The organism is Lachnoanaerobaculum sp. OBRC5-5 (assembly GCF_000296385.1).
Classification (GTDB): Bacteria; Bacillota; Clostridia; order Lachnospirales; family Lachnospiraceae; genus Lachnoanaerobaculum.
Map to the genome: position 1 here is coordinate 805,234 of NZ_JH815185.1, position 20,027 is coordinate 825,260.

The 20,027-nt window shown below is 37.7% G+C and carries 18 protein-coding genes, 2 pseudogenes and 1 riboswitch; of the genes and pseudogenes, 4 read left to right on the top strand and 16 right to left on the bottom strand.

Translation table 11 applies throughout. The annotated features are described in order from the left end of the window. Positions 1-7 precede the first annotated feature (7 nt). The 5 genes from HMPREF1135_RS03670 to HMPREF1135_RS03690 are packed head-to-tail and all read right to left on the bottom strand — an operon-like array spanning position 8 to position 7,210. Positions 8-1,762 carry a glycoside hydrolase family 13 protein gene (locus HMPREF1135_RS03670; RefSeq protein ID WP_007592121.1) on the bottom strand — a complete coding sequence of 585 codons (1,755 nt, stop codon included), beginning with the start codon at positions 1,760-1,762 and terminating at the stop codon, positions 8-10. Then, positions 1,762-3,705: a type I pullulanase gene (gene pulA, locus HMPREF1135_RS03675; protein ID WP_007592123.1), complete on the bottom strand. Its 1,944-nt coding sequence runs from the start codon at positions 3,703-3,705 to the stop codon at positions 1,762-1,764. The genes HMPREF1135_RS03670 and pulA overlap by 1 nt, the downstream gene beginning before the upstream one ends. A gap of 2 nt (positions 3,706-3,707) precedes the next feature. Next, positions 3,708-4,577 (bottom strand): sugar ABC transporter permease, encoded by an 870-nt coding sequence (locus tag HMPREF1135_RS03680; RefSeq protein ID WP_007592126.1) that lies wholly within the window; start codon positions 4,575-4,577, stop codon positions 3,708-3,710. Between the two features lie 2 nt (positions 4,578-4,579). After that, a complete protein-coding gene (locus HMPREF1135_RS03685) occupies positions 4,580-5,959 on the bottom strand; it encodes a carbohydrate ABC transporter permease (protein WP_007592128.1) in 1,380 nt (459 codons plus the stop codon). A 12-nt stretch (positions 5,960-5,971) separates the two neighbouring features. Beyond that, positions 5,972-7,210, bottom strand: coding sequence for an extracellular solute-binding protein (locus HMPREF1135_RS03690; RefSeq protein ID WP_007592131.1), 1,239 nt, complete (start codon positions 7,208-7,210; stop codon positions 5,972-5,974). Positions 7,211-7,472: 262 nt separating this feature from the next. On the opposite strand from HMPREF1135_RS03690, the gene HMPREF1135_RS03695 reads away from it, so the two are divergent. Next, positions 7,473-8,495, top strand: a complete 1,023-nt coding sequence (locus HMPREF1135_RS03695; protein ID WP_007592133.1) for a LacI family DNA-binding transcriptional regulator — start codon at positions 7,473-7,475, stop codon at positions 8,493-8,495. 23 nt (positions 8,496-8,518) lie between these two features. On the opposite strand, the gene pflA is transcribed toward HMPREF1135_RS03695, so the two are convergent. From pflA to thiM, 6 genes are all read right to left on the bottom strand, one after another. Further along, positions 8,519-9,259: a pyruvate formate-lyase-activating protein gene (gene pflA / locus HMPREF1135_RS03700; RefSeq protein WP_007592135.1), complete on the bottom strand. Its 741-nt coding sequence runs from the start codon at positions 9,257-9,259 to the stop codon at positions 8,519-8,521. A 67-nt stretch (positions 9,260-9,326) separates the two neighbouring features. After that, positions 9,327-11,567, bottom strand: a complete 2,241-nt coding sequence (gene pflB / locus HMPREF1135_RS03705; protein ID WP_007592138.1) for a formate C-acetyltransferase — start codon at positions 11,565-11,567, stop codon at positions 9,327-9,329. A gap of 193 nt (positions 11,568-11,760) precedes the next feature. Continuing rightward, positions 11,761-12,927 (bottom strand): putative hydroxymethylpyrimidine transporter CytX, encoded by a 1,167-nt coding sequence (cytX, locus tag HMPREF1135_RS03710; protein WP_007592140.1) that lies wholly within the window; start codon positions 12,925-12,927, stop codon positions 11,761-11,763. After that, the gene (gene thiD / locus HMPREF1135_RS03715) at positions 12,920-13,732 is read right to left on the bottom strand and encodes a bifunctional hydroxymethylpyrimidine kinase/phosphomethylpyrimidine kinase (protein WP_007592141.1); all 813 of its coding nucleotides are present in this window, start codon (positions 13,730-13,732) and stop codon (positions 12,920-12,922) included. Before thiD ends, cytX begins: the two co-directional genes overlap by 8 nt. A 1-nt stretch (position 13,733) precedes the next feature. After that, positions 13,734-14,378, bottom strand: coding sequence for a thiamine phosphate synthase (gene thiE, locus HMPREF1135_RS03720; protein ID WP_007592143.1), 645 nt, complete (start codon positions 14,376-14,378; stop codon positions 13,734-13,736). Next, the gene (gene thiM / locus HMPREF1135_RS03725) at positions 14,365-15,180 is read right to left on the bottom strand and encodes a hydroxyethylthiazole kinase (protein WP_007592146.1); all 816 of its coding nucleotides are present in this window, start codon (positions 15,178-15,180) and stop codon (positions 14,365-14,367) included. Before thiM ends, thiE begins: the two co-directional genes overlap by 14 nt. 180 nt (positions 15,181-15,360) lie before the next feature. Beyond that, positions 15,361-15,466, bottom strand: a riboswitch (TPP riboswitch). Positions 15,467-15,550: 84 nt separating this feature from the next. Between thiM and HMPREF1135_RS14415 the strand changes: the two are divergent. From HMPREF1135_RS14415 to HMPREF1135_RS03735, 3 genes and pseudogenes are all read left to right on the top strand, one after another. After that, positions 15,551-15,823: pseudogene (locus HMPREF1135_RS14415) on the top strand (IS1634 family transposase); the annotation flags it as partial. Positions 15,824-15,927: 104 nt separating this feature from the next. Next, positions 15,928-16,125 (top strand): hypothetical protein, encoded by a 198-nt coding sequence (locus tag HMPREF1135_RS03730; RefSeq protein ID WP_007592148.1) that lies wholly within the window; start codon positions 15,928-15,930, stop codon positions 16,123-16,125. A 17-nt stretch (positions 16,126-16,142) separates the two neighbouring features. Beyond that, the gene (locus HMPREF1135_RS03735) at positions 16,143-17,462 is read left to right on the top strand and encodes an IS4 family transposase (protein WP_007592150.1); all 1,320 of its coding nucleotides are present in this window, start codon (positions 16,143-16,145) and stop codon (positions 17,460-17,462) included. A 193-nt stretch (positions 17,463-17,655) separates the two neighbouring features. On the opposite strand, the pseudogene HMPREF1135_RS14420 reads toward HMPREF1135_RS03735, so the two are convergent. The 5 genes and pseudogenes from HMPREF1135_RS14420 to HMPREF1135_RS03760 all read right to left on the bottom strand — a co-directional run. Next, positions 17,656-18,346, bottom strand: a pseudogene (locus HMPREF1135_RS14420) (putative hydroxymethylpyrimidine transporter CytX); the annotation flags it as partial. 212 nt (positions 18,347-18,558) lie between these two features. Beyond that, on the bottom strand, positions 18,559-18,879 hold the full coding sequence (locus HMPREF1135_RS03745; RefSeq protein ID WP_007592156.1) for a nucleotide pyrophosphohydrolase: 321 nt from the start codon (positions 18,877-18,879) through the stop codon (positions 18,559-18,561). 5 nt (positions 18,880-18,884) lie between these two features. Beyond that, positions 18,885-19,307 (bottom strand): hypothetical protein, encoded by a 423-nt coding sequence (locus HMPREF1135_RS03750; RefSeq protein WP_156804099.1) that lies wholly within the window; start codon positions 19,305-19,307, stop codon positions 18,885-18,887. A 200-nt stretch (positions 19,308-19,507) separates the two neighbouring features. Next, positions 19,508-19,825 carry a hypothetical protein gene (locus HMPREF1135_RS03755; protein ID WP_007592161.1) on the bottom strand — a complete coding sequence of 106 codons (318 nt, stop codon included), beginning with the start codon at positions 19,823-19,825 and terminating at the stop codon, positions 19,508-19,510. Between the two features lie 3 nt (positions 19,826-19,828). Beyond that, positions 19,829-20,023, bottom strand: coding sequence for a hypothetical protein (locus HMPREF1135_RS03760; protein ID WP_007592164.1), 195 nt, complete (start codon positions 20,021-20,023; stop codon positions 19,829-19,831). Positions 20,024-20,027 lie beyond the last annotated feature (4 nt).

The window sequence follows — 20,027 nt, forward strand, 5'->3', positions numbered from 1 at the left end:
CCTTTTTTCAAATCCTACGGATTAAAGTTCCGTTTGCTTCAAGTACTTCTCCGTCAAACTTTCGTGAAAATAAAATCTCTTTCCCCATATCTATTTTGATCGGACTTTCCGAAGCATTTATTAAGACTTCCATACTGTTTCCGTCTTCATCAATCTTGATATATTCCACACATCTGTCATTATCATAGTTATGTGGAAAGTGGAAATGTGGAATCCTACACATTTTCTCATTACGCCTTAACATTATAAGACTTCTCATTGTAGCAATTTTTTCTACATTTTCAATGCTGTCAATCTCACTCCACGGCATACATCTCCTGCAATCCGGATCATGTGCACCTTCCATGGCTATCTCCGTACCGTAGTAGATACAAGGACTTCCCGGAAGTGTGAAAAGAATTGCAAGCTGCTGATAAAACTTATCCAAATCATGGAATCTGTTTATAAGTCTTTCCGTGTCATGCGAATCAAGCAGATTGAATAATACATTATTACTCTGCTGCATATACATTGTATAACAGCGGTTGACCATATACTCAAACTCATGCTTTTTCATTGTCTTATCAAGGAAAAAATCATGAATTCCGCTAAGCAGAGGATAATTCATCACAGAGTCGTATTCATCTCCCTGAAGCCACTGTATTGCATCATGCCAGATTTCTCCAAGCAGGTAAATACCAGGCTTTATAGCCTTTAGATGCTCTCTGATTTTTTTCAAAAACCTGTGTGATACCTCATTACCAACATCAAAACGAATACCGTCTATATCAAACTCTCTTATCCAATCTTCACAGATTTTACAAAAATAGTTTATAACCTCATCATTGTTGGTGTTAAGTTTCGGCATACCGTCCGTAAAAGCAAAAGTGTAATACCTTTTATCCCTTGTATCTCCTCTTTTTGCAATGTCTGCCCAGTTTTCCACCATGAACCAGTCTGCATACTTTGAAGATTTCCCGTTTTCAAGCACATCAATCCATGGCTTAAATTTTCTTCCGGAGTGATTAAATACCGCATCCACCATAATACGAATACCCTTATTATGAGCCTCTTTGCAAAGTGCTTTCATGGTATCAATATCTCCAAAAGAAGGATCTATCTTTGTATAATCTGTTGTATCGTACTTATGATTAGATTCGGCTTCCATTATAGGATTCAGATAAATACCTGTTATTCCAAGGTTTTGCAGGTAATCAAGTTTACTCCTGATTCCTTCCAAATTTCCACCGAATTTCTCATAATTGGTAACACTTCCATGATCTCTCCAAGGCAGAATATCTTCTGTATTTTTCTCAGGAGTACCGTTACAAAATCTGTCAGGGAATATCTGATACCAAATAGTGTCATTTACCCATGCAGGTGTAACATTTATATCCGACGGATTCATCCACGGCATAATGAAGCATTGCAGCATTCTTCCGTCCATATGGAACTGTTCCTTAGTTAAAAATCCGTCTTCAAAATAATACCAGACACTGTCATTTGTATGCAGTTCAAAAAAATACTTACATCTTTTGTATATCGGAGTAAGAGTTGTAGTCCACCACAAATGATTTGACAATCGCTTTTTATAGACTATCTCTTCTCTTTTTCCGGTCCACTTCTCGTTTCCGCCAAGTATTCCGGCTTCAAACGGATCACCATAGTGGATAAAGACCTGCTTAACATCATATCCTGTTTTTAAATTTATAATGAGTCTGTCCTTATCAAGAGGATAACTCATCTGTTCTGATGTTCTATGGTATACACCGGTAAATTCCATTATATCTCCTTTATGTTTTTCTTACCAAGTATCAATACACTTTGTTTTCCTACTTTTATAGGAGCCTTTACATTTATATTCTTTTTCCAAAGCATACTGTCATTGCCGTCACAAAGTACTTCAAAGCCTTTATCCAAAGACTCAACTTCAAAGTCCTTATTTGAAGCATTATAAATTACTTTGACCTGACTCCACAAAGAATCCTTATCATTGTTTACACTAAATCCTACAACCTGCTTTTGCTTCCACATATCGGTAATGTGCTTGTAGCTGTTTTCAGACTTATCACAAAGCCCCGAAATTTGTTTTCTGAGTTCAATCAGACCTTTATAGTAGTCGACAAGGTTCTTATTCTTATATGCAAGTTCCCAGTCAAGTTTGTTTATCTCAATAGGCATATTGTAGGTGTTGTCAAGTCCGCCCTTTGTTCTGCCGAATTCCTCGCCCGATAAGAAAAACAAAGTACCCTGACAAGTCATATAAATTGCGGCTGCCAGCTTGTTTAATCTCATCACCTCGTCTTTACCGGCTGTATCACTCAGTTTATCCCACAGTGTCTGATTGTCATGTGCCGAAACATATGAAACTATCTGCGAAGGTGATTTCACACCTTCAAACTCTTTATTGTACTTCGGGTCACACCATGCACTTACACTTGCGAGTATATCGTCCTCTTTACCCATGCCGCCATTTACAAATCCGGCTTCCTTAGGTCTGAGTGCCGAGCCCTTTATAGAATCTCTTGTGTTGTCACAAAATGCTCCTATATTTTCATCTAAAAGAGCTATATTGTCTTTGTTGGCAACCTTTTTATTGTACTCTATGGCGGTGTCCGTTGCAGACCAAGGCTCACCATAGATTATCTTTTCGCCCTTACCATATATGATATCAAGTTCTTTCCTGATATTGTTCATCAAATCGGTATCCAGAAGTCCCATCAAATCAAAGCGAAATCCGTCAATATGATATTCTCTTGCCCAATAAAGTACGGACTCCAAGATATATTTTGAACACATGGCTCTTTCACTTGCCACATCATTGCCGCAGGCAGAGCCGTCAGATACCTTACCGTCACTGAATGCTCTGTAAAAATACCAAGGCAAAGTTCTTTGAAACCACGAATCAAGAGAGTAAGTATGATTGTATACAACATCCATAATCACGCCAAATCCGGCTTCGTGGATCGATTGTATCATCTCCTTTATTTCGGTGATACGAACCTCACCGTGAAAAGCATCTGTAGAATATGAGCCCTCAGGTACATTATAATTTACAGGGTCATATCCCCAGTTGAAGCCCTCATCTTTAGTTTCATCCACAGAACCGTAATCATACATCGGCATTATTTGAATATGTGTCACACCGAGTTCTTTCAGATAATCAAGTCCTGTAGGATGAATACCGTCATTATTTAATGTTGTATGCTTGCAGGTAAAAGCTTTATACTTTCCGCGGTACTCTAAAGGGAAACCTCCCGACTTATCATAAGAAAACTCTTTTACATGAAGCTCATATACAACTCGTTCTTTATCTTTTTTCGGTGCCTTATCATTTCTCCAATCTTTAGGGTCGGTTTTTTTTAGGTTTACCGCCATACTTCTGATACCATTGACTCCGCAGGCTTTTGCATACGGGTCGGCAGTTAAAACGTCTTTAGAGTCTCTTTTTATCAAATAATCATAGTACACTTTATGAAGTTCTTTGTGTGAGTGAAAGCTCCAAACTCCCTTATCCCCTTTTTCCATAGGAATCTGCTCATACGCCTTGCCGCCGTCACCGTCTTCATAAAGATTTAGTACTACACTCTTTGCACCCGGTGACCACAGTTTAAATGTGGTCCCGTTTTCATTACATTCCACACCAATGTCGTTTCCCTCATAAATATAGTTATCAAGAAACTCCTTTGATGAGTAATATTTTTTAAGTTCAATTATATTTTCCATTATTATCCCTTAACAGCACCTGAAATACCGTCTACATAGTACTTCTGCATGAATAAGAATAAGAGTGCAATCGGAATGGAAATAAGCACCGCTCCGGCAGCAAAGCTTGTGTACCAGCTGTCGATATATTCTTTTTCAAGCATCTTCCAAAGTCCTATAGCTATCGTATACTGATCGGAGTTTGCTCTGCATATAACTCTCGCAAAGATAAAGTCAAGCCATGGTCCCATAAATGATGTTAAGACAGTATATACAATAATAGGTTTACTAAGCGGTAATGTAATCTTATAAAAAATCTGCCATCTGGTACATCCGTCCAAAAGTGCCGCCTCATCTATCGCTGCAGGAATTGTATCAAAAAATCCCTTTGCAATCTGGAATCCAAGCCCTGCACCTCCGGAGTAACATAGAATAAGTGCCAATTTAATAAGATTTCCCTCAGTAAGTCCCATTGCCTTTAATATAAAGTACACAGCAATCATTGACATGAATCCCGGGAAGAGTCCTAGTACCATTGCCATGTTCATATAAGGCTTTCTGAGTTTAAACTTTATTCTTGAAAGGCAGTATGAAACTGCAAGTACATAAAATGCCGACAATATACATGAACATATTGCGATAAACAAGGTGTTCATAAACATCTGCGGGAAGTTTAATATAGTTGTATCACTAAACAGCTTTGCATAGTTGTCAAGTGTAAACGCCTTTGGCAAGAAGGTTGATACATATGATCCCTTTTCCGCTCTGAAGCTTGTTAAAACTACCCAGAATATAGGGAAAAGCCAAATAACTGCCAATATAGCAAGAACGATATGTACAACAGTATTGTTTATCATTCTCTTTTTCTTTGCAGATTGAAATTGCTTTGCCATAATTAGAATCCTCCCTCTTCCTTATATGATTTACTGTTTCTGTAAGTGAACAGTGCACCGATTGCCAAAATAACAAATGTCATAATACCGATAACCGCACCGATATTGTAATACTGTTTGTCAATTGTCAACTTATAAAGCCATGTAACCAAAAGGTCTGTCTTACCTGCTGTTGAAGAGAGGTCTGTAACAGGATCTCCTCCCGACAAGAGATAGATAACATTGAAGTTGTTGATATTACCTGTAAATGTAACTATCAAATAAGGTGTTGTAACATAGAGCATGTAAGGTAATGTAATCTTTGTAAATGTCTGTATTGCATTTGCCCCGTCAACTCTTGCCGCCTCATAAAGATCCTCAGGGATATTTTGCAATACACCTGTAAGCTGAAGTAAGGTATACGGTACGCCTACCCAGATATTTATGATGATAACGGTCACTCTTGCCCAAGTAGGATCAGTAAAGAAAGGAAGACTCTTATCACTTGCTATAAGTCCCAAGTTTCTGAGAAGTACATTTAGTGCACCTTCAGGCTGTAACATTGTACGCATGATAAGAAGTGATACGAACATAGGAACCGCACATGAAAGCACGAAGCAAAATCTCCAAAATCCCTTTGCTCTTGTTCCTTTTCTGTTTATAAGTAGTGATAAAATCATTCCGAAAATATAGTTACTGAATGTTGCAAAGAATGCCCAGATAACTGTCCATGCAAGCACCGACCAGAATGTACTTCCAAGAATACTTTTTGAATCAAACAAAGTCTTGAAATTATCAAGTCCAACCCAATCAAACAGCATTAAATGGTTGTCTATACGGCTGTAGTTTGTAAATGCCATACAGATCATAAATACTAAAGGAAGTATTGTAAATATAAATACAAATGCTGTAGGCGGAGTCATAAACAAACGATACAAATTTTCATTTAAAAGTGTTTTCAGATCCTCTGCAAAGTTATTTACATGTTTACCCTCTTTGCGAAGACATTCAGCTTTGTATGCGCTCTTTAATGTACCTCTCCAGATAACTACCATAAGAACGGTAATCAAAATTGCGGCCACACCGTACAGCAATATAAGTATGGACTGGTCGCCCTTTGTATAGGTGTAAATCTGCTTTGCCTCATCCCATACTTCCTGCTGCTCTACGCTTCCAAGTGTTCGTAGACCCGCTATAAAGCCGATTCCGTTTACAAACATAAAGACAAGATATGCGATCTCTATAAAAAGATATATAAGTCCTTTTATAACCTGTCCGTTTACTATATTTCCGAATCCCATAAGGATCATGGAAAGCTTCGTTGATAATCCGCCCTCTTTTATTGCATTGGTGCAAGTGTATGGAGTCGGAAATTCATTAACTCTTTTTTTAAATAAACCCATAACATTTACCCCTTAATTTAATCCGTTACTGTTCATTGCAGCATTCATTGCTTCTGTCTGTTCTTTGGCATTATCATGTGTCACGCTCTTATTTCTTATTCCCTTACCCATGTTCTCAACCGGACTCCAACAATTGCTCATAGCCGCTACGAAAGGCTGAAGTATTGAAGTACTGTTAAAAGTATTATTCTGTGCCTCAACAAGTGCATCTGCGGCAATCTCAGGTTCTTTTAAAAGTTCTGTATTACATGGGATAACGTTTCTAAGCTCATAGTGAGATTTTTGCGCTTCCTCACTTCCAAGATATACTGCAAGTGCAACCGCCTGTTCCATATGTTCACTGTGTGCATTTACACCTATTGCTTTTGAACCTGCATATGCAAGCATCTGCTTTTGTTCACCGTTTATATTGAAGGTAGGAAGTGAAGTAACACCCATCTTATCTCCAAGTGCTTCTTTGATGGCATTTGCATCCCATGAACCTGTAAACATTGCACTTACGCTGCCGTCACGTAGTCCCGCAAGTGCCGAACCGTCAGCATCAATTTTGAAATTAGGATTTGCTGCAAGATCTATAACATAATTTGTAACATCTACAGCCTTGTCGCCTCCGAAGTCAACACCCTTTGACTCATCGTTTTCATTTCCGAACAATGTACATCCGTTTCCAAGATAGAATGCAGGGAGATACCACGAATTTCCTAAAGGAAAAGACACCGTTCCTTTATTTAACATTGTATCAAGATTTTTTACATCATCATCAGAAAATACCGATTTGTCATAGAACATATACCATGTATTTGTTGTAAAAGGTACACCGTAGATCTCATTATCTACTGTCAGTGAATTCAAAAGCTCTTTTGAATTTGTTGACTCTATTTCTTCTTTATACTTACCGCCAAACTTTACTATAGCTTTTGCATCTATAAGATTAGTCAAATGATCGTTTGCATACATAAATACATCTGCACTTGCTTCCGGGTCCTGTGACACCTGGTCTGTAGCTGTGGCCTCATCCGCAACACCATAGACAAATGTTATATCCCACTCCGGATGTTCGCTTGCAAATTTTTTGCACATTGTCTGAAGCCACTCACCACTGTCTTTTGACTGATCTTCAGACGGTGACCATACCATCAGTCTGACTTTCTCTACTCCGGCTGAGCTTTTACTGCCGGCACATGCGGTCAGCCCTACTCCCAGAGTCAAAGCCATGATTCCTGTTAGAAATCTTTTAAGACTTCCTACCATAATCTTACTACCTCCTGATTGAATTTTCGTATTGTTTCGTTAATGTAAATATATATCTTTTTTAATTCCCAGTCAATAAATTTTCATATTTTCTTTATGTTTTTAAAGCCCGAAAATAAAGCTGTATACAGTATTCAAGAAATTTCGTTTTGTTTCCAAAATTCTTGAAAAATGCCATATTATGTTCTTTGTTGCTTTTTACCATTTTATTCTATATAATAATATAAAAATGATTTTCTTTTATATGAAAGGATATTAAATTATGACCACAATACAGGATATTGCTGATAAATTAGGCATTTCCAAGAGTACTGTGTCAAAGGCATTAAATGATGCACCTGATGTTAGCGAAACTTTACGCAAACAAGTTCTTGAAACTGCTGTTGCATTGGATTATACAAAATTGAGGCGATATAAAAAGCCGATTAAAAAAATCTGTATTTTAATAGAAAGAGAAAATATAGAGTATTTGGAACCACATCACTTTGCTTATGATATTATCATCGGTTTTCGTCAGCTTGCAGAGCCTGCAGGCTTTGAGGTGGAAACAGTGCCTGTTGATACCGATTTTCAAAAAAATACGACATATGATATCTTTATGCTTGAACATGATTATGCAGGTTCATTTGTACTGGGATTCTCACTACATGATCCTTGGATTAATGATTTTAAAGACAGTCATACTCCTGCCGTACTTTTTGACAACTATGTTACCGGTAATCCGTCTACCGCCTATGTCGGCATTGACAATAGTGAAGGAATGGAGCTGATTCTTGATCATCTTACAAATCTCGGTCATAAAAAAATAGCTTATCTTAGCGGTTCACTCGGATCCTATGTACTTCAAATGAGACATGCGGCTTTTTTACATGCTATGCATAGTCATGGTTATAAAACTACACCTGAAAACACAGGCTGTTCTTACTATCTGTCTGAGTGTATAGAAAAGCATCTACCAAGATTTTTGGAAGCCGGAATGACTGCTATAATCTGCAGCCATGATAATATTGCAGCCGCATCAATAACTCAGTGCGAGCAGCTTGGCTATAAAGTTCCTGAAGATATAAGTATTATCGGATTTGATGATTTGCCTATAGCGGCGTACACATCACCGCCCCTTACTACAATAAAACAGGACAGAATAGAGCTTGGAAAAAGCGGATTCTTTGCCCTCTCAAGTCTTTTAAGCAATATACCAATCAGTACTTTTTTACTTCATGCAAAGCTTATTGAAAGAAAAACAACATCAAAAGTCTGTACAGGCAAAAAAAGCGACGATCTGTGATAACGCGGAAAGTCGCTTTTTATTTAGTTATATTTTTTCGTATCAAGTATCCTGTTGGCATTTTCTATCCTTTCCTTCGTAGGCGGATCAATACCTTCAAGCTTATACTCAATTCCCAGATTATCCCATTTATGTCTTCCCAATGTGTGGTATGGCAATACTTCCACCTTCTCCAAATTTTTTAAAGAAGAAATAAATTCCTTAAGTTTAATAAGATCCTCATCATAATCACTTCTTTCAGGTACCAAAACATGACGAATCCACATCCTTTTTCCCATTTCGTCCATTGTTTTTGCCATTTCAAGAATATGATCGTTTTTCATACCTGTTATAATTTCATGTCTTTTGTTATTTATCTCCTTTATATCAAGCATAATAAGATCCGTATATTGCATTAAAATCTTGAACTTTTCAAAAAACTTTGAATCTTTACTGAAAGGTCCTCCGGCAGTATCAAGACAGGTATTTACTCCATTTTCTTTACACAGTTTAAAAAGCTCTATTACAAAATCTATCTGTAGTAAGGGTTCTCCACCACTTACGGTAATCCCGCCGTTGTCCTTCCAATACGGCTTATATCTTATTGCCTTGTCAAACACTTCCTGAGCACTGAATATCTGATTTTCCTTTGTAGACCAGGTGTCCGGATTGTGACAGAACTGACACCTCATAGGACAGCCTTGTACAAATACAACAAATCTGACCCCCGGACCGTCCACCAGCCCGAATGTCTCAAATGAGTGTATATTTCCTCTTACTTCCATATTTCCTCCAAAAGCTAAAGGCTATGCAAAGTAAACTTCACATAGCCAAATATCAAATCAGTTTATATTATAGCTTATCGTGGCATGTTCTGGCGATAACGTCAAGCTGCTGCTCTCTTGTGAGGTCGATAAACTTAACGGCATATCCTGAAACTCTTATTGTGAAGTTTGCATACTCCTCCTTCTCAGGATGTTCCATAGCATCTATAAGTTTTTCAGTACCGAAAACATTTACATTGAGGTGATGCGCTCCCTGATCAAAATATCCGTCCATTACCTGAGTAAGGTTTTTCTTTTGTTCATCCTCACCATGTCCGAGAGCTGACGGATTAATAGTCTGAGTATTTGAAATACCGTCAAGTGCATACTCATACGGAAGCTTTGTAAGTGAATTAAGTGAAGCTAAAAGGCCGTTTTTTTCTGCACCGTAGCTTGGATTTGCTCCGGGAGCCAGTGGCTCTCCCGCCTTTCTTCCGTCAGGCATGCTTCCTGTCGCCTTACCGTATACTACATTTGAAGTAATTGTAAGTATGGATGTTGTTGCTTCCGAATTTCTGTATGTATGTCTTTTCTTAATCTTTTTAAGGAAAGTCTTTAAAAGCCATACCGCAATATCATCGGCTCTGTCATCATCATTTCCGTATCTTGGGAAATCACCTGTTGTCTCATAGTCAACCACTATTCCGTTTTCATCACGTATTGTCTTTACCTTGGCATATTTGATTGCACAAAGTGAATCTACTACATGTGAAAATCCTGCAATACCTGTTGCAAATGTTCTTCTGACATCGGTATCTATAAGTGCCATCTCGGCAGCCTCATAATAATACTTATCATGCATATATTGAATAAGATTTAATGTATTTACATAAAGTCCTGCCAGCCAGTCCATCATTACATCATATTTCTCCATTACCTCATCATAATCAAGGTATTCAGATGTTATAGGTCTGTAAGCCGGTCCGACCTGCTCTTTTGACTTTGCATCCACACCGCCGTTTATAGAATAAAGTAGGCATTTTGCAAGATTTGCTCTTGCTCCGAAGAACTGCATTTCCTTTCCTGTTTCTGTCGCCGATACACAGCAACATATAGAATAATCATCACCCCATACCGGACGCATTACATCATCATTTTCATACTGTACAGAGCTTGTTCTTATAGAAATAGCTGATGCATACTCTTTAAATGCCTTTGGAAGTCTGCTTGAATAAAGTACGGTAAGGTTCGGCTCCGGTGAAGGTCCCATATTCTCAAGTGTATGTAAGAACCTGAAATCATTCTTTGTAACCATCGACCTTCCGTCCATACCGAGTCCTGCCATCTCAAGTGTAGCCCAAACCGGATCGCCTGAGAAAAGCTGATTGTAAGAAGGAATTCTGGCAAATTTTACCATTCTGAACTTCATTACAAGGTGATCTATCAACTCCTGTGCTTCACTTTCTGTAAGTTTTCCTGCCTTTAAATCTCTTTCAATGTAAATATCAAGAAATGTTGAAATTCTTCCGACACTCATTGCCGCACCGTTTTGTGTCTTTATAGCCGAAAGGTATCCGAAGTATAACCACTGTACAGCCTCTCTTGCATCCTTTGCAGGTTTTGAAATATCAAATCCGTATGCTGCAGCCATTTCCTTCATCTGTTTAAGAGCCTCTATCTGCATTCCAAGTTCGTCTCTTTGACGGATTATTTCATCAAACATTGTACCGTCGCCACAATTTTCCAAATCTTCCTGTTTCTTTTCTATAAGAAAATCTATTCCATAGAGGGCAACCCTTCTGTAATCTCCTACAATTCTTCCCCTACCGTATGTATCAGGAAGTCCTGTAATTATCTTATTATGCCTTGCCGCATGCATTTCAGGTGTATAAGCCTCAAACACTGCCTGATTATGAGTCCTGTGATATTCTGTAAATATCTTATGGAACTTCTCATTTGTCTGATAGCCGTAAGTACTTGCAGCCTGCTCTGCCATCTTGATACCACCAAAAGGCATAAAAGCTCTCTTTAAAGGTTTATCTGTTTGAAGTCCTACAACCTTTTCAAGATCTTTCAAATCTTTATTGATATATCCCGGTCCATAGGCAGTTAGAGTCGAAACAACTTCAGTCTCCATATCAAGAACTCCGCCTTTAGCTCTTTCCTCTTTTTGGAGTCTTGAAAGCTCACCCCAAAGCTTGTTTGTAGCTTCTGTAGGACCCTCCAGGAAACTCTCGTCTCCATCGTATATTGTATAATTATTTTGTATAAAATCACGTACATCTATATCGTCACGCCATTTTCTTCCCTTAAAACCATCCCAGCACATAAGTACCTCCTTTTAAAATAAACAAATTAGTTAGGCTTTACTAACCTCTTTATATCCTGATAATATCACCATTAAATTTATTATTCAAGCCATATTTGTTAAATTTTTCTCATGTTTCCAATAAAAAACAATTCCTAGCTGTTTACTGGGAATTGTTCTGATATTTATACATTATTCTATTATACTTTTATCTTTATTTATCTATTTTAAAGACATTACTAACTGCAACCGATATAAAAATTGTGATAAGCATGCTTGGTATTGTACTTCCTATCGGTGTATCAAACTTCATCAAGATTCTGTATATTATAAAGCCTGTCACCCAGATAATAATATTTTTTATTGAAAACATTTTTTTATCATTACTTATTTTCAATATAAAGAAATCCGCTATTTGTATTGCAATCATCGGTGCAAACACCGACCCTATAAGATATAAAAATCCTGTAATATCATCCATAGGTAATACAATTGCTCCCAAAGTTCCTATTACGGTAACAGCTACCGCCACCCACTTTGACTTTATTTTTGAGAATATTGATTCTGTAGATACTCCTGCCGAATATACATCTAAAAATGTTGTAGTCACTGTCGAGAGTACCACTATAAAAAGTCCCATTATGCCAAGTCCGGCTTTCAGTAAAATCTTGGCTATATCCGACTCCATTGTAAATAAGGCCGCACTCATTCCTATAATGTACATCCAGATACTTACAAAGCCGTAAACAATACTGCTTGCAGCAGTTGCTTTAACAGGCTCTTTTGCCTCTTTTGTATAATCACTGATAAGAGGCAACCATGACAGAGGCATAGCTATTGAAAGCTCCATTGCGGCACCGAAACTCATACTGTTATCTCCTTTACCGAATGCTGTCCCACCTTTAAATATGATAAAGCTTAAAATTATTGTCATTAAAAATAATGCCGACATGGCAATTACATTTAACTTACCTAAATTTTTAACCCCTATAAGTATCCACACCAAAATCAGTCCTCCGATAACAATACACCATATAAAATGACCTATAGGCAGTATACCTTGAGTAGCTGAGGCTCCGTCATAAATCATTATACCTGTCCAACCGAAAAGCTGTAAGATGTTCAATATTGCAAAGAAAATCCCACCTTTTGTTCCGAAACTTATCTTTACGGTGTCCATTGCGCTTTTTTGAGTCTTTGCACCTATCATTCCTGCCAAAAAAAGTAAAATACAACCCACTATATGTCCAAGCACTATGGCAAATAAGCCTTTTAAAAATCCTAAAGATGCAAAGTATGTACCTGTTAAAATCTCTGCTATGGATACTGCGGCTCCAAACCAGATCAAACCGTTTTCAAATACTGATGTTTTCTTATTCATTATCTGCCTCCTTTGCATACTCTCCGTTTATATTAAATGCATGATTTAGAGGGCCGCTCCCCTTTCCTATATCAAGCATAGCAAGTAAAGCATCGGATATATAGTTCTTTGCCCTTTCAACGGATTCTTCAAGTGTATATCCCTTTGCAAGATTTGATGCTATTGCCGATGAAAGGCTACATCCGGTACCGTGAGTATTTTTATTATCTATACGTTTTCCTAAGAACCACTTTGCTTTTTTATTCTCATACAATAAATCATTGGCATCATTTATACTGTGTCCCCCCTTTAACAGTACCGCACAATGATGATTTTCATAAATTATTTTTGCCGCCTCCAACATGTCTTTTTCATCTCTAATACTTATACCGGAAAGTACTTCCGCCTCAGGTATATTCGGCGTTATCACTCTTGCAAGAGGAAAAAGTTTTTCTTTTATTGATTTTATTGCACTGTTCTCCACAAGATTTGATCCGCTTGTAGCTACCATTACAGGGTCAAGTACAATATTTTTCGCCTTATATTTTAGAAGTTCATATTCAATAGCTTCCACTATTTCCGGCGAAGATACCATGCCTATTTTTATGGCATCAGGAAAAATATCATCAAAAATCATCTCCAACTGGCTCTTTATAAATTCAGGAGCAATATTTAGAATTCCCTTTACCCCTGTAGTATTCTGTGCTGTAAGTGCCGTTATGGCACTCATTGCATATACATTGTTTGCAGTCATTGTTTTTATATCAGCCTGTATACCTGCCCCTCCGCTTGAATCACTTCCGGCTATTGTCAATACTTTTTTCATATCATGTCCCCTCGATTAATTCACTTGCCAAATTGTAAAGTTCTTTTGTCGCTTTTTTTATATCGGCGGCTCCAAATATTGCAGAGACTACTGCAACACCGTCTATACCGCTTCCTTTAAGTTTTAATATGTTTTTAGAATTTATTCCGCCTATTGCCACTTTAGGTATATTTACAGCTTCACATATTGATTTTAATGTTTCATATGAGAGAATACCTACATCATTTTTTGTAGAAGTTTCAAATACCGCACCTAAACCTATATAATCTGCACCGTTTCTTTGTGCCGAGACAGCCTCATCTACCGTATGTACTGAAACTCCTATTATCATATCTTCTCCTACAATCCTGCGGACATCTTTAAGTTCCATATCATCCTGCCCTATATGTATTCCGTCGGCATTTGAGGCAATAGCCACATTCAGATTGTCATTTACAATAAATGGAATATTATACTGTTTACACAGTTGCGATATCTTTTTTGCCTCCTCTATAAAGCTGTCTTCATCCAAGCTTTTTTCTCTAAGCTGCACACAGGTTACACCGCTTTCAAGTGCCTCTTTTAGTTGCTCATATAAAGTTTTATTCTCTGTCCATGCTCTGTCTGTAACTGCATAAAGATGCATATATTTCTTATCTAATCTCATACCTCGCTCCTTTTTCAAGTTCATCAGGAGTAAGATTATAAACCGCATCTATTAAATAATTTCTGTAGCTGCTGTTACCGTCTTTATCTGTCATACGCTTCTTTGCTATTTCTCCACATAATCCCATTGCACTTACACAGGCAAAAGCGGCTTCTAAAATGTTGTCAGGATTTGCACTTATATATGCTGCCGTCATAGCTGAAAGCTGACATCCGCTTCCGGTAATTTTGCTCATTATACTGTCGCCGTTATATACACAATATGCAATTTTACCGTCCGTAACTATATCAATAGCAGATGTGATAACTGTTACACAGGAGTTTTTCAATGCAAAATCCTTTGCGAACTCAACAACATTATCAAGATTTTTTTCATTGATAAAATCAACGGAATCAACACCCCTCGTATTACCTTTTCCTGCGGCAAGGCATTTTATCTCTGATAAATTCCCACGTACAACGCTGAATTTTACCTTTTCAAGCAGTTTTTTTGCAGTATCCGTTCTTAATTTGGATGCTCCTGCTCCCACAGGATCAAGTACTATAGGATGATTCAATTCATTTGCCTTTTCACCTGCCGTAATCATTGAAAGAATCGTTCGTTTATTTAATGTACCTATATTTATATTAAGGCCTGAACATATTGATGTTATCTCTGCAACTTCATCCAACTCGTCAGCCATTATAGGACTTGCCCCACATGCAAGCAGTATATTTGCACAATCATTTACAGTCACATAATTTGTTATATTATGTACCAGAGGTGATTTTCTTTTGACATTTTCAAGCATTTCTTTTATCATATTCTCACCTCTCTTCCCACAATTTTAAACAACAAATCTGAAACAACCGTCTTTTTGACATTACTTTTACTCATAAGTAACCCTCCTAAATTAAAGTTTTAACCATAAAACTTATATACTTATATTCAGGTAAATTTTTGCAATAAAAAATGAGATACAAGAACCTGTATCTCCTGAAAAGAAAGTCAAAAAAACATCTCCCTACGTTGGCATTATCCAAATCAGGTAAACGGTCGAAAGTCACACTTCCCTCTCAGCCTATATATAAGCTCCCTCATTTATATAGTTATAATTTACAAAAAGTATAGCACTATAAAATAAAATAGTCAATTGCTACTCTGGAATTTGTATTTGGCAGCAAAGAACTGATAGAATTACGTCTCACTTCTTAACCTGCTTTTTAGCCTTGATTATTTACAGATATCTTGAAAAATTTTTAGAACACAAGTATACATGTGAAGAGATTCTAAAGACCTTAAAAGATTTTAATTTTGCATATATAAAATAGCAAGGTTTCATACCTCTATATAAACGAACAGAGCTCACAGATAAACTGCATGAGATTTGTCACTTTAATACAGATTTTGAATTTATAACAAAAAGTCAAATGATGACAATACAAAAACAAAGTAAAGGAAAATAAAATACTATTTTTTAAGTTTTAAAACGAAATAAAAATGCCCTGAAAGCCGGTAAAACACCAATGTCATTAACTTAAGAGTAGTTAGAAAAATCACTAGGTGTAGCATGTTTATAAAAATACTTACAAAAGAATATAGAGGTGAAAAGTATTATTATGCCAGCCTTGTTGAAAACAAACGTATTGATTGCAAGGTTGTGCAGACAGTGAAAGCGAATCTGGGTGCAGTTACTGAGGAGCAGATTCCATATTTGAAGGCAGCCTATGCTAAGAAGAAACCTCGTCTTGTTTATGATGAGGATTAAATAATAGGAGGGCTGTAGTGAGAAAATCACAGAATAGACTATTAAAAGATCAGAATAATATTCTTTCAGATGTATTTCTTGAGGTATGTCGTGGTGGCAAAACAAACACTCTTGTCAGACGTAGAAAGATGCCACTAGAAGATTTAGTGTATTCTATGATTAATCGCAAAGGTCTTACTCTCAAAATGGAGCTGCGAAATTATATGAAAACAACACATCCGGGAACAGAAATATCTAAACCAGGTTATCTAAAGCAAAGGATGAAATTAAATCCAAACGCATTTAAGTTCCTTTATCAGGAACATAATAAAAATTTTTACCAGGATAAAGAGGTAGAACCATATACCTATAAAGGATTCCTTATTTTAGCTGCAGATGGATCTGATATAAATATTCCTACAACTGATGAAACCATCGAGAAATACGGAAGTGCCTCAGTGAGAGGGGGAAAACCATGTGCTCAGATTGGGCTGGGATGTATTTACGACGTTCTTAATCGCTTTATTCTGGAAAGCAGTATTAATACCGTAAGGTTTGATGAGATGCTAGTAGCCCAGGAACAGTTAAAAGGAATAAAGGATACAATTGGAAACAGATATCACTATCTTGTTGTTATGGATAGAGGTTATCCTTCGACACCGGCATTTTTGAATTTTATAGATGATGGAGTGTATTTTGTAGCAAGACTAAAAACAAGTGACTATAAGGCTGAACAGAAAGAATTAAAATCAAATGATGAGGATGTCAACATAACATTAACAAAGGCTAGAAGGAGAAATTATATTGGCAAAAAAGAAGAAACTATCATGATGAGCAGAGATTCCTTTTCAATGAGATTTGTAAAGGTGTGTTTAGATAATGGAAAGTCAGAAATTTTTGCTACTAATCTTCCACGAGATAAATTTCCAGAGGAATGCTTTGCAGAACTGTATCATATGCGCTGGGGTATAGAGACGGCCTATGAAGTTTTGAAAGACAGATTAAAAATCGAAAATTTCACAGGGATAAAATCAGTGCTTATTGAGCAGGACATTACCAGCACTATTTATGTTAGCAATCTTGCAGAAGATATAATCTGTGATATAGAAGAAAGTAGCCAGGAGCACCTAAAGAATGATTATAAACATACAATGCAGTTAAACCGAAACCTAAGTATCGGACTTCTGAAAAATGACCTAATATACATTCTTATAGAAAAAGATGGAAATAAAAAAGTAGCGCTACTACAGGCATTGTATGATGAAATAAGCAAAAATGTAGTGCCAATAAGGCATGATAGACATTATCACAGAACTAAAGGACAGCTTGCAGCAAATTTCTCGAATACACATAAGTGAAGTTTCTAAACTGAATAAGTATTTCGATTCAAACTGGTGAACTATGCTCTTTTTAAGCTAATAATAGTAACAGTGAAAGAAAAAGAGCATACCCTTATTTGCAAGAGTATGCTCCAAACGTTAAGTTAATGACATTGAGTAAAACACTGGGGTTCATGGGCATTTTAAGTTTTGAAACTGTCAAAGACAGGAATATAAAGAAATCCGATATTTGTATTGCTATCATTGGGGCAAACACCGAACCTATAAGATATAAAAATCCTGTAATATCATCCATAGGTAATATTATTGCTCCCAAAGTTCCTATTATTGTAACAGCTACAGCAATCCACTTTGATGATATATTTGCAAATATAGACTCTGTAGATACTCCGGCAGAATATACATCCAAAAATGTAGTGGTTACAGTAGAAAATACAACTATAAAAAGTCCCATTATACCCAGTCTGGCCTTTAATAAAATCTGTGATATATCAGACTCCATTGTAAATAATGCGGCACTCATTCCTATAACATACATCCAAACACTGACAAGACCATGTTATAGTACTTGCAGCAGTTGCCTTCACAGGTTCCTTTGCTTCTTTTGTATAATCACTTATAAGCGGAAGCCAAGAAAGCGGCATTGCAACAGATAATTCAAGAGCTGCACCAAAGCTTATACTTCCATCACTACTGCCAAAAGCTATTTCACCTCTAAAAATAATAAAGCTAAGTATTATAGTCATAATGAACAAGGCCGACATAGCTATTATATTTACCTTGCCAAGGTTTTTCACACCTATAATTATCCAAACCAGTATCAGTCCGCCTATAACAAGACACCATATTATATGTCCCACAGCCAGTATTCCCTGTGTAGCCAAGGCCCCATCTAACAAGACGCTGTCTTTGATACGGCGGCTTCTGTAGTTATCCCTGCCTATAGTGCCGTGAAAGCCCGTGTTTACGGCATTTCTGCGATATGCTCTATTGCCCGACAGTCATCCTGCTAGGCTTTGTGTTCTGTATTCTGTTGCTACATTCATCCAAAAACAGAGCCTCCTTTCTTACTCACACTCGTGATAATTAAAAGGTGGAAGATATTTAAAAGGTGCTATAGCTTATCATACTTTACAGAGCTGCCTTTGGTTTTCTCCACCGGATACTTGGCTTCATTCTTCGCCATCTTGCTCTTAACGATCTCGTCCACATCCAGCTCCAGCTTATCCAGTATGTTATGGCAGTAAACGATTATATCCGCCAGCTCCTCTTTCACATGCTCAAGGTCATAATCTGTGTCGCTCCACTGGAAGCACTCCAGAAGTTCGTTCGCTTCAATAGATATGGACTTGGCAAGATTGGCTGGTGTATAGAACTGATCCCAGTCCCGGTCATCCGTAAATTTTCGTATTCTGTCTATGGTTTCCTGTTTCATATCCTTTACAACACTCTCTCCAAATCTGACTCTGAGAAGGTATCGACCGTCCTTCCGTCATTCAGCGAGACCATATACAATCCGCCATTAATGTCAATAATCGTTCCTTCCTGACCACGCCAGCGAACTCTTACATGGTCACCTACTCTGAACCGCGGAGCCTTCTTCTGTCCTCCGGCTTCCACTGCCATACCTGCAAGAGCGAAAAGTCCGAACAGCTTACCCGGCTTTTTCTGCCGTCTTGCAGGCTCTGGTTCCTCGACCACCATATCGTCATCAAACTCATAATGGCAATAACGCTTTTCGAGGTCTGCCTGCAGTTCATCATCTATGCTGTATGTCAGACTCTCTACCTGCTCCTGCGTGAAGTCTCCCAGAGTAGTTTTTACCATCTCATTAAGGCAGTCCTTGCTGACCGAGCCATCCATCTCAACAATCTCTGCTGGAGTAAACCTTACACCTAATGCTAGAGCCTTCTTTGCAAGACGTGATGCCGCCTTCTCATCTACATACATTAGGATGACTTCTGCGACCTGCTCATGGCTTCCAAACGTGGTCAGTTCCGAAATCTTCCTGACCTGCGTACTGTCAGCCCATTCATAGAATTTGTCATAGAAATCTTCCCACGTCATAGTCTCTTTGCACCTCTCATAGCCTGCTCCACTGCCTGTATCATTGCCAGCTGCTCTTCGTTACAGAACGGCTTCAGTTTCAGCATCCCGTCGTAATGTTTCAAGTACAATTCGGTGCGTCCTTGCCTGGTGTCCGAATTCTTTGTAGTCCAAACCAGCCGGACGCTGTCGTTGATAATCCTCGCATGCTGCATCAGCATTCCTGTGGTGAGTTCGGAAAGCTGCTCTTCCGACAATTTCTCCGGATTCTTCAGAGGCACTGAAAACACCAATGCAGCCTTATCTACCTTTTTCTTCTTACCGAAACCAAACATAGGCTAATTCCAATCATCAAAAATCTCATCGTAGAACATCATCTCTTTCACAGTATAAGGACGATTGTTCTGTTCCTTAATCATTTTCTTATAGGTCTTGTCATCCACCTCGATGGTACGAGTCTCTATAACGGTTTTCTTGAATCCGAGGAGTTCTCGTTTTTTGACAGAAATCTGAACCTTTATCTTGTGTTTCATAGAC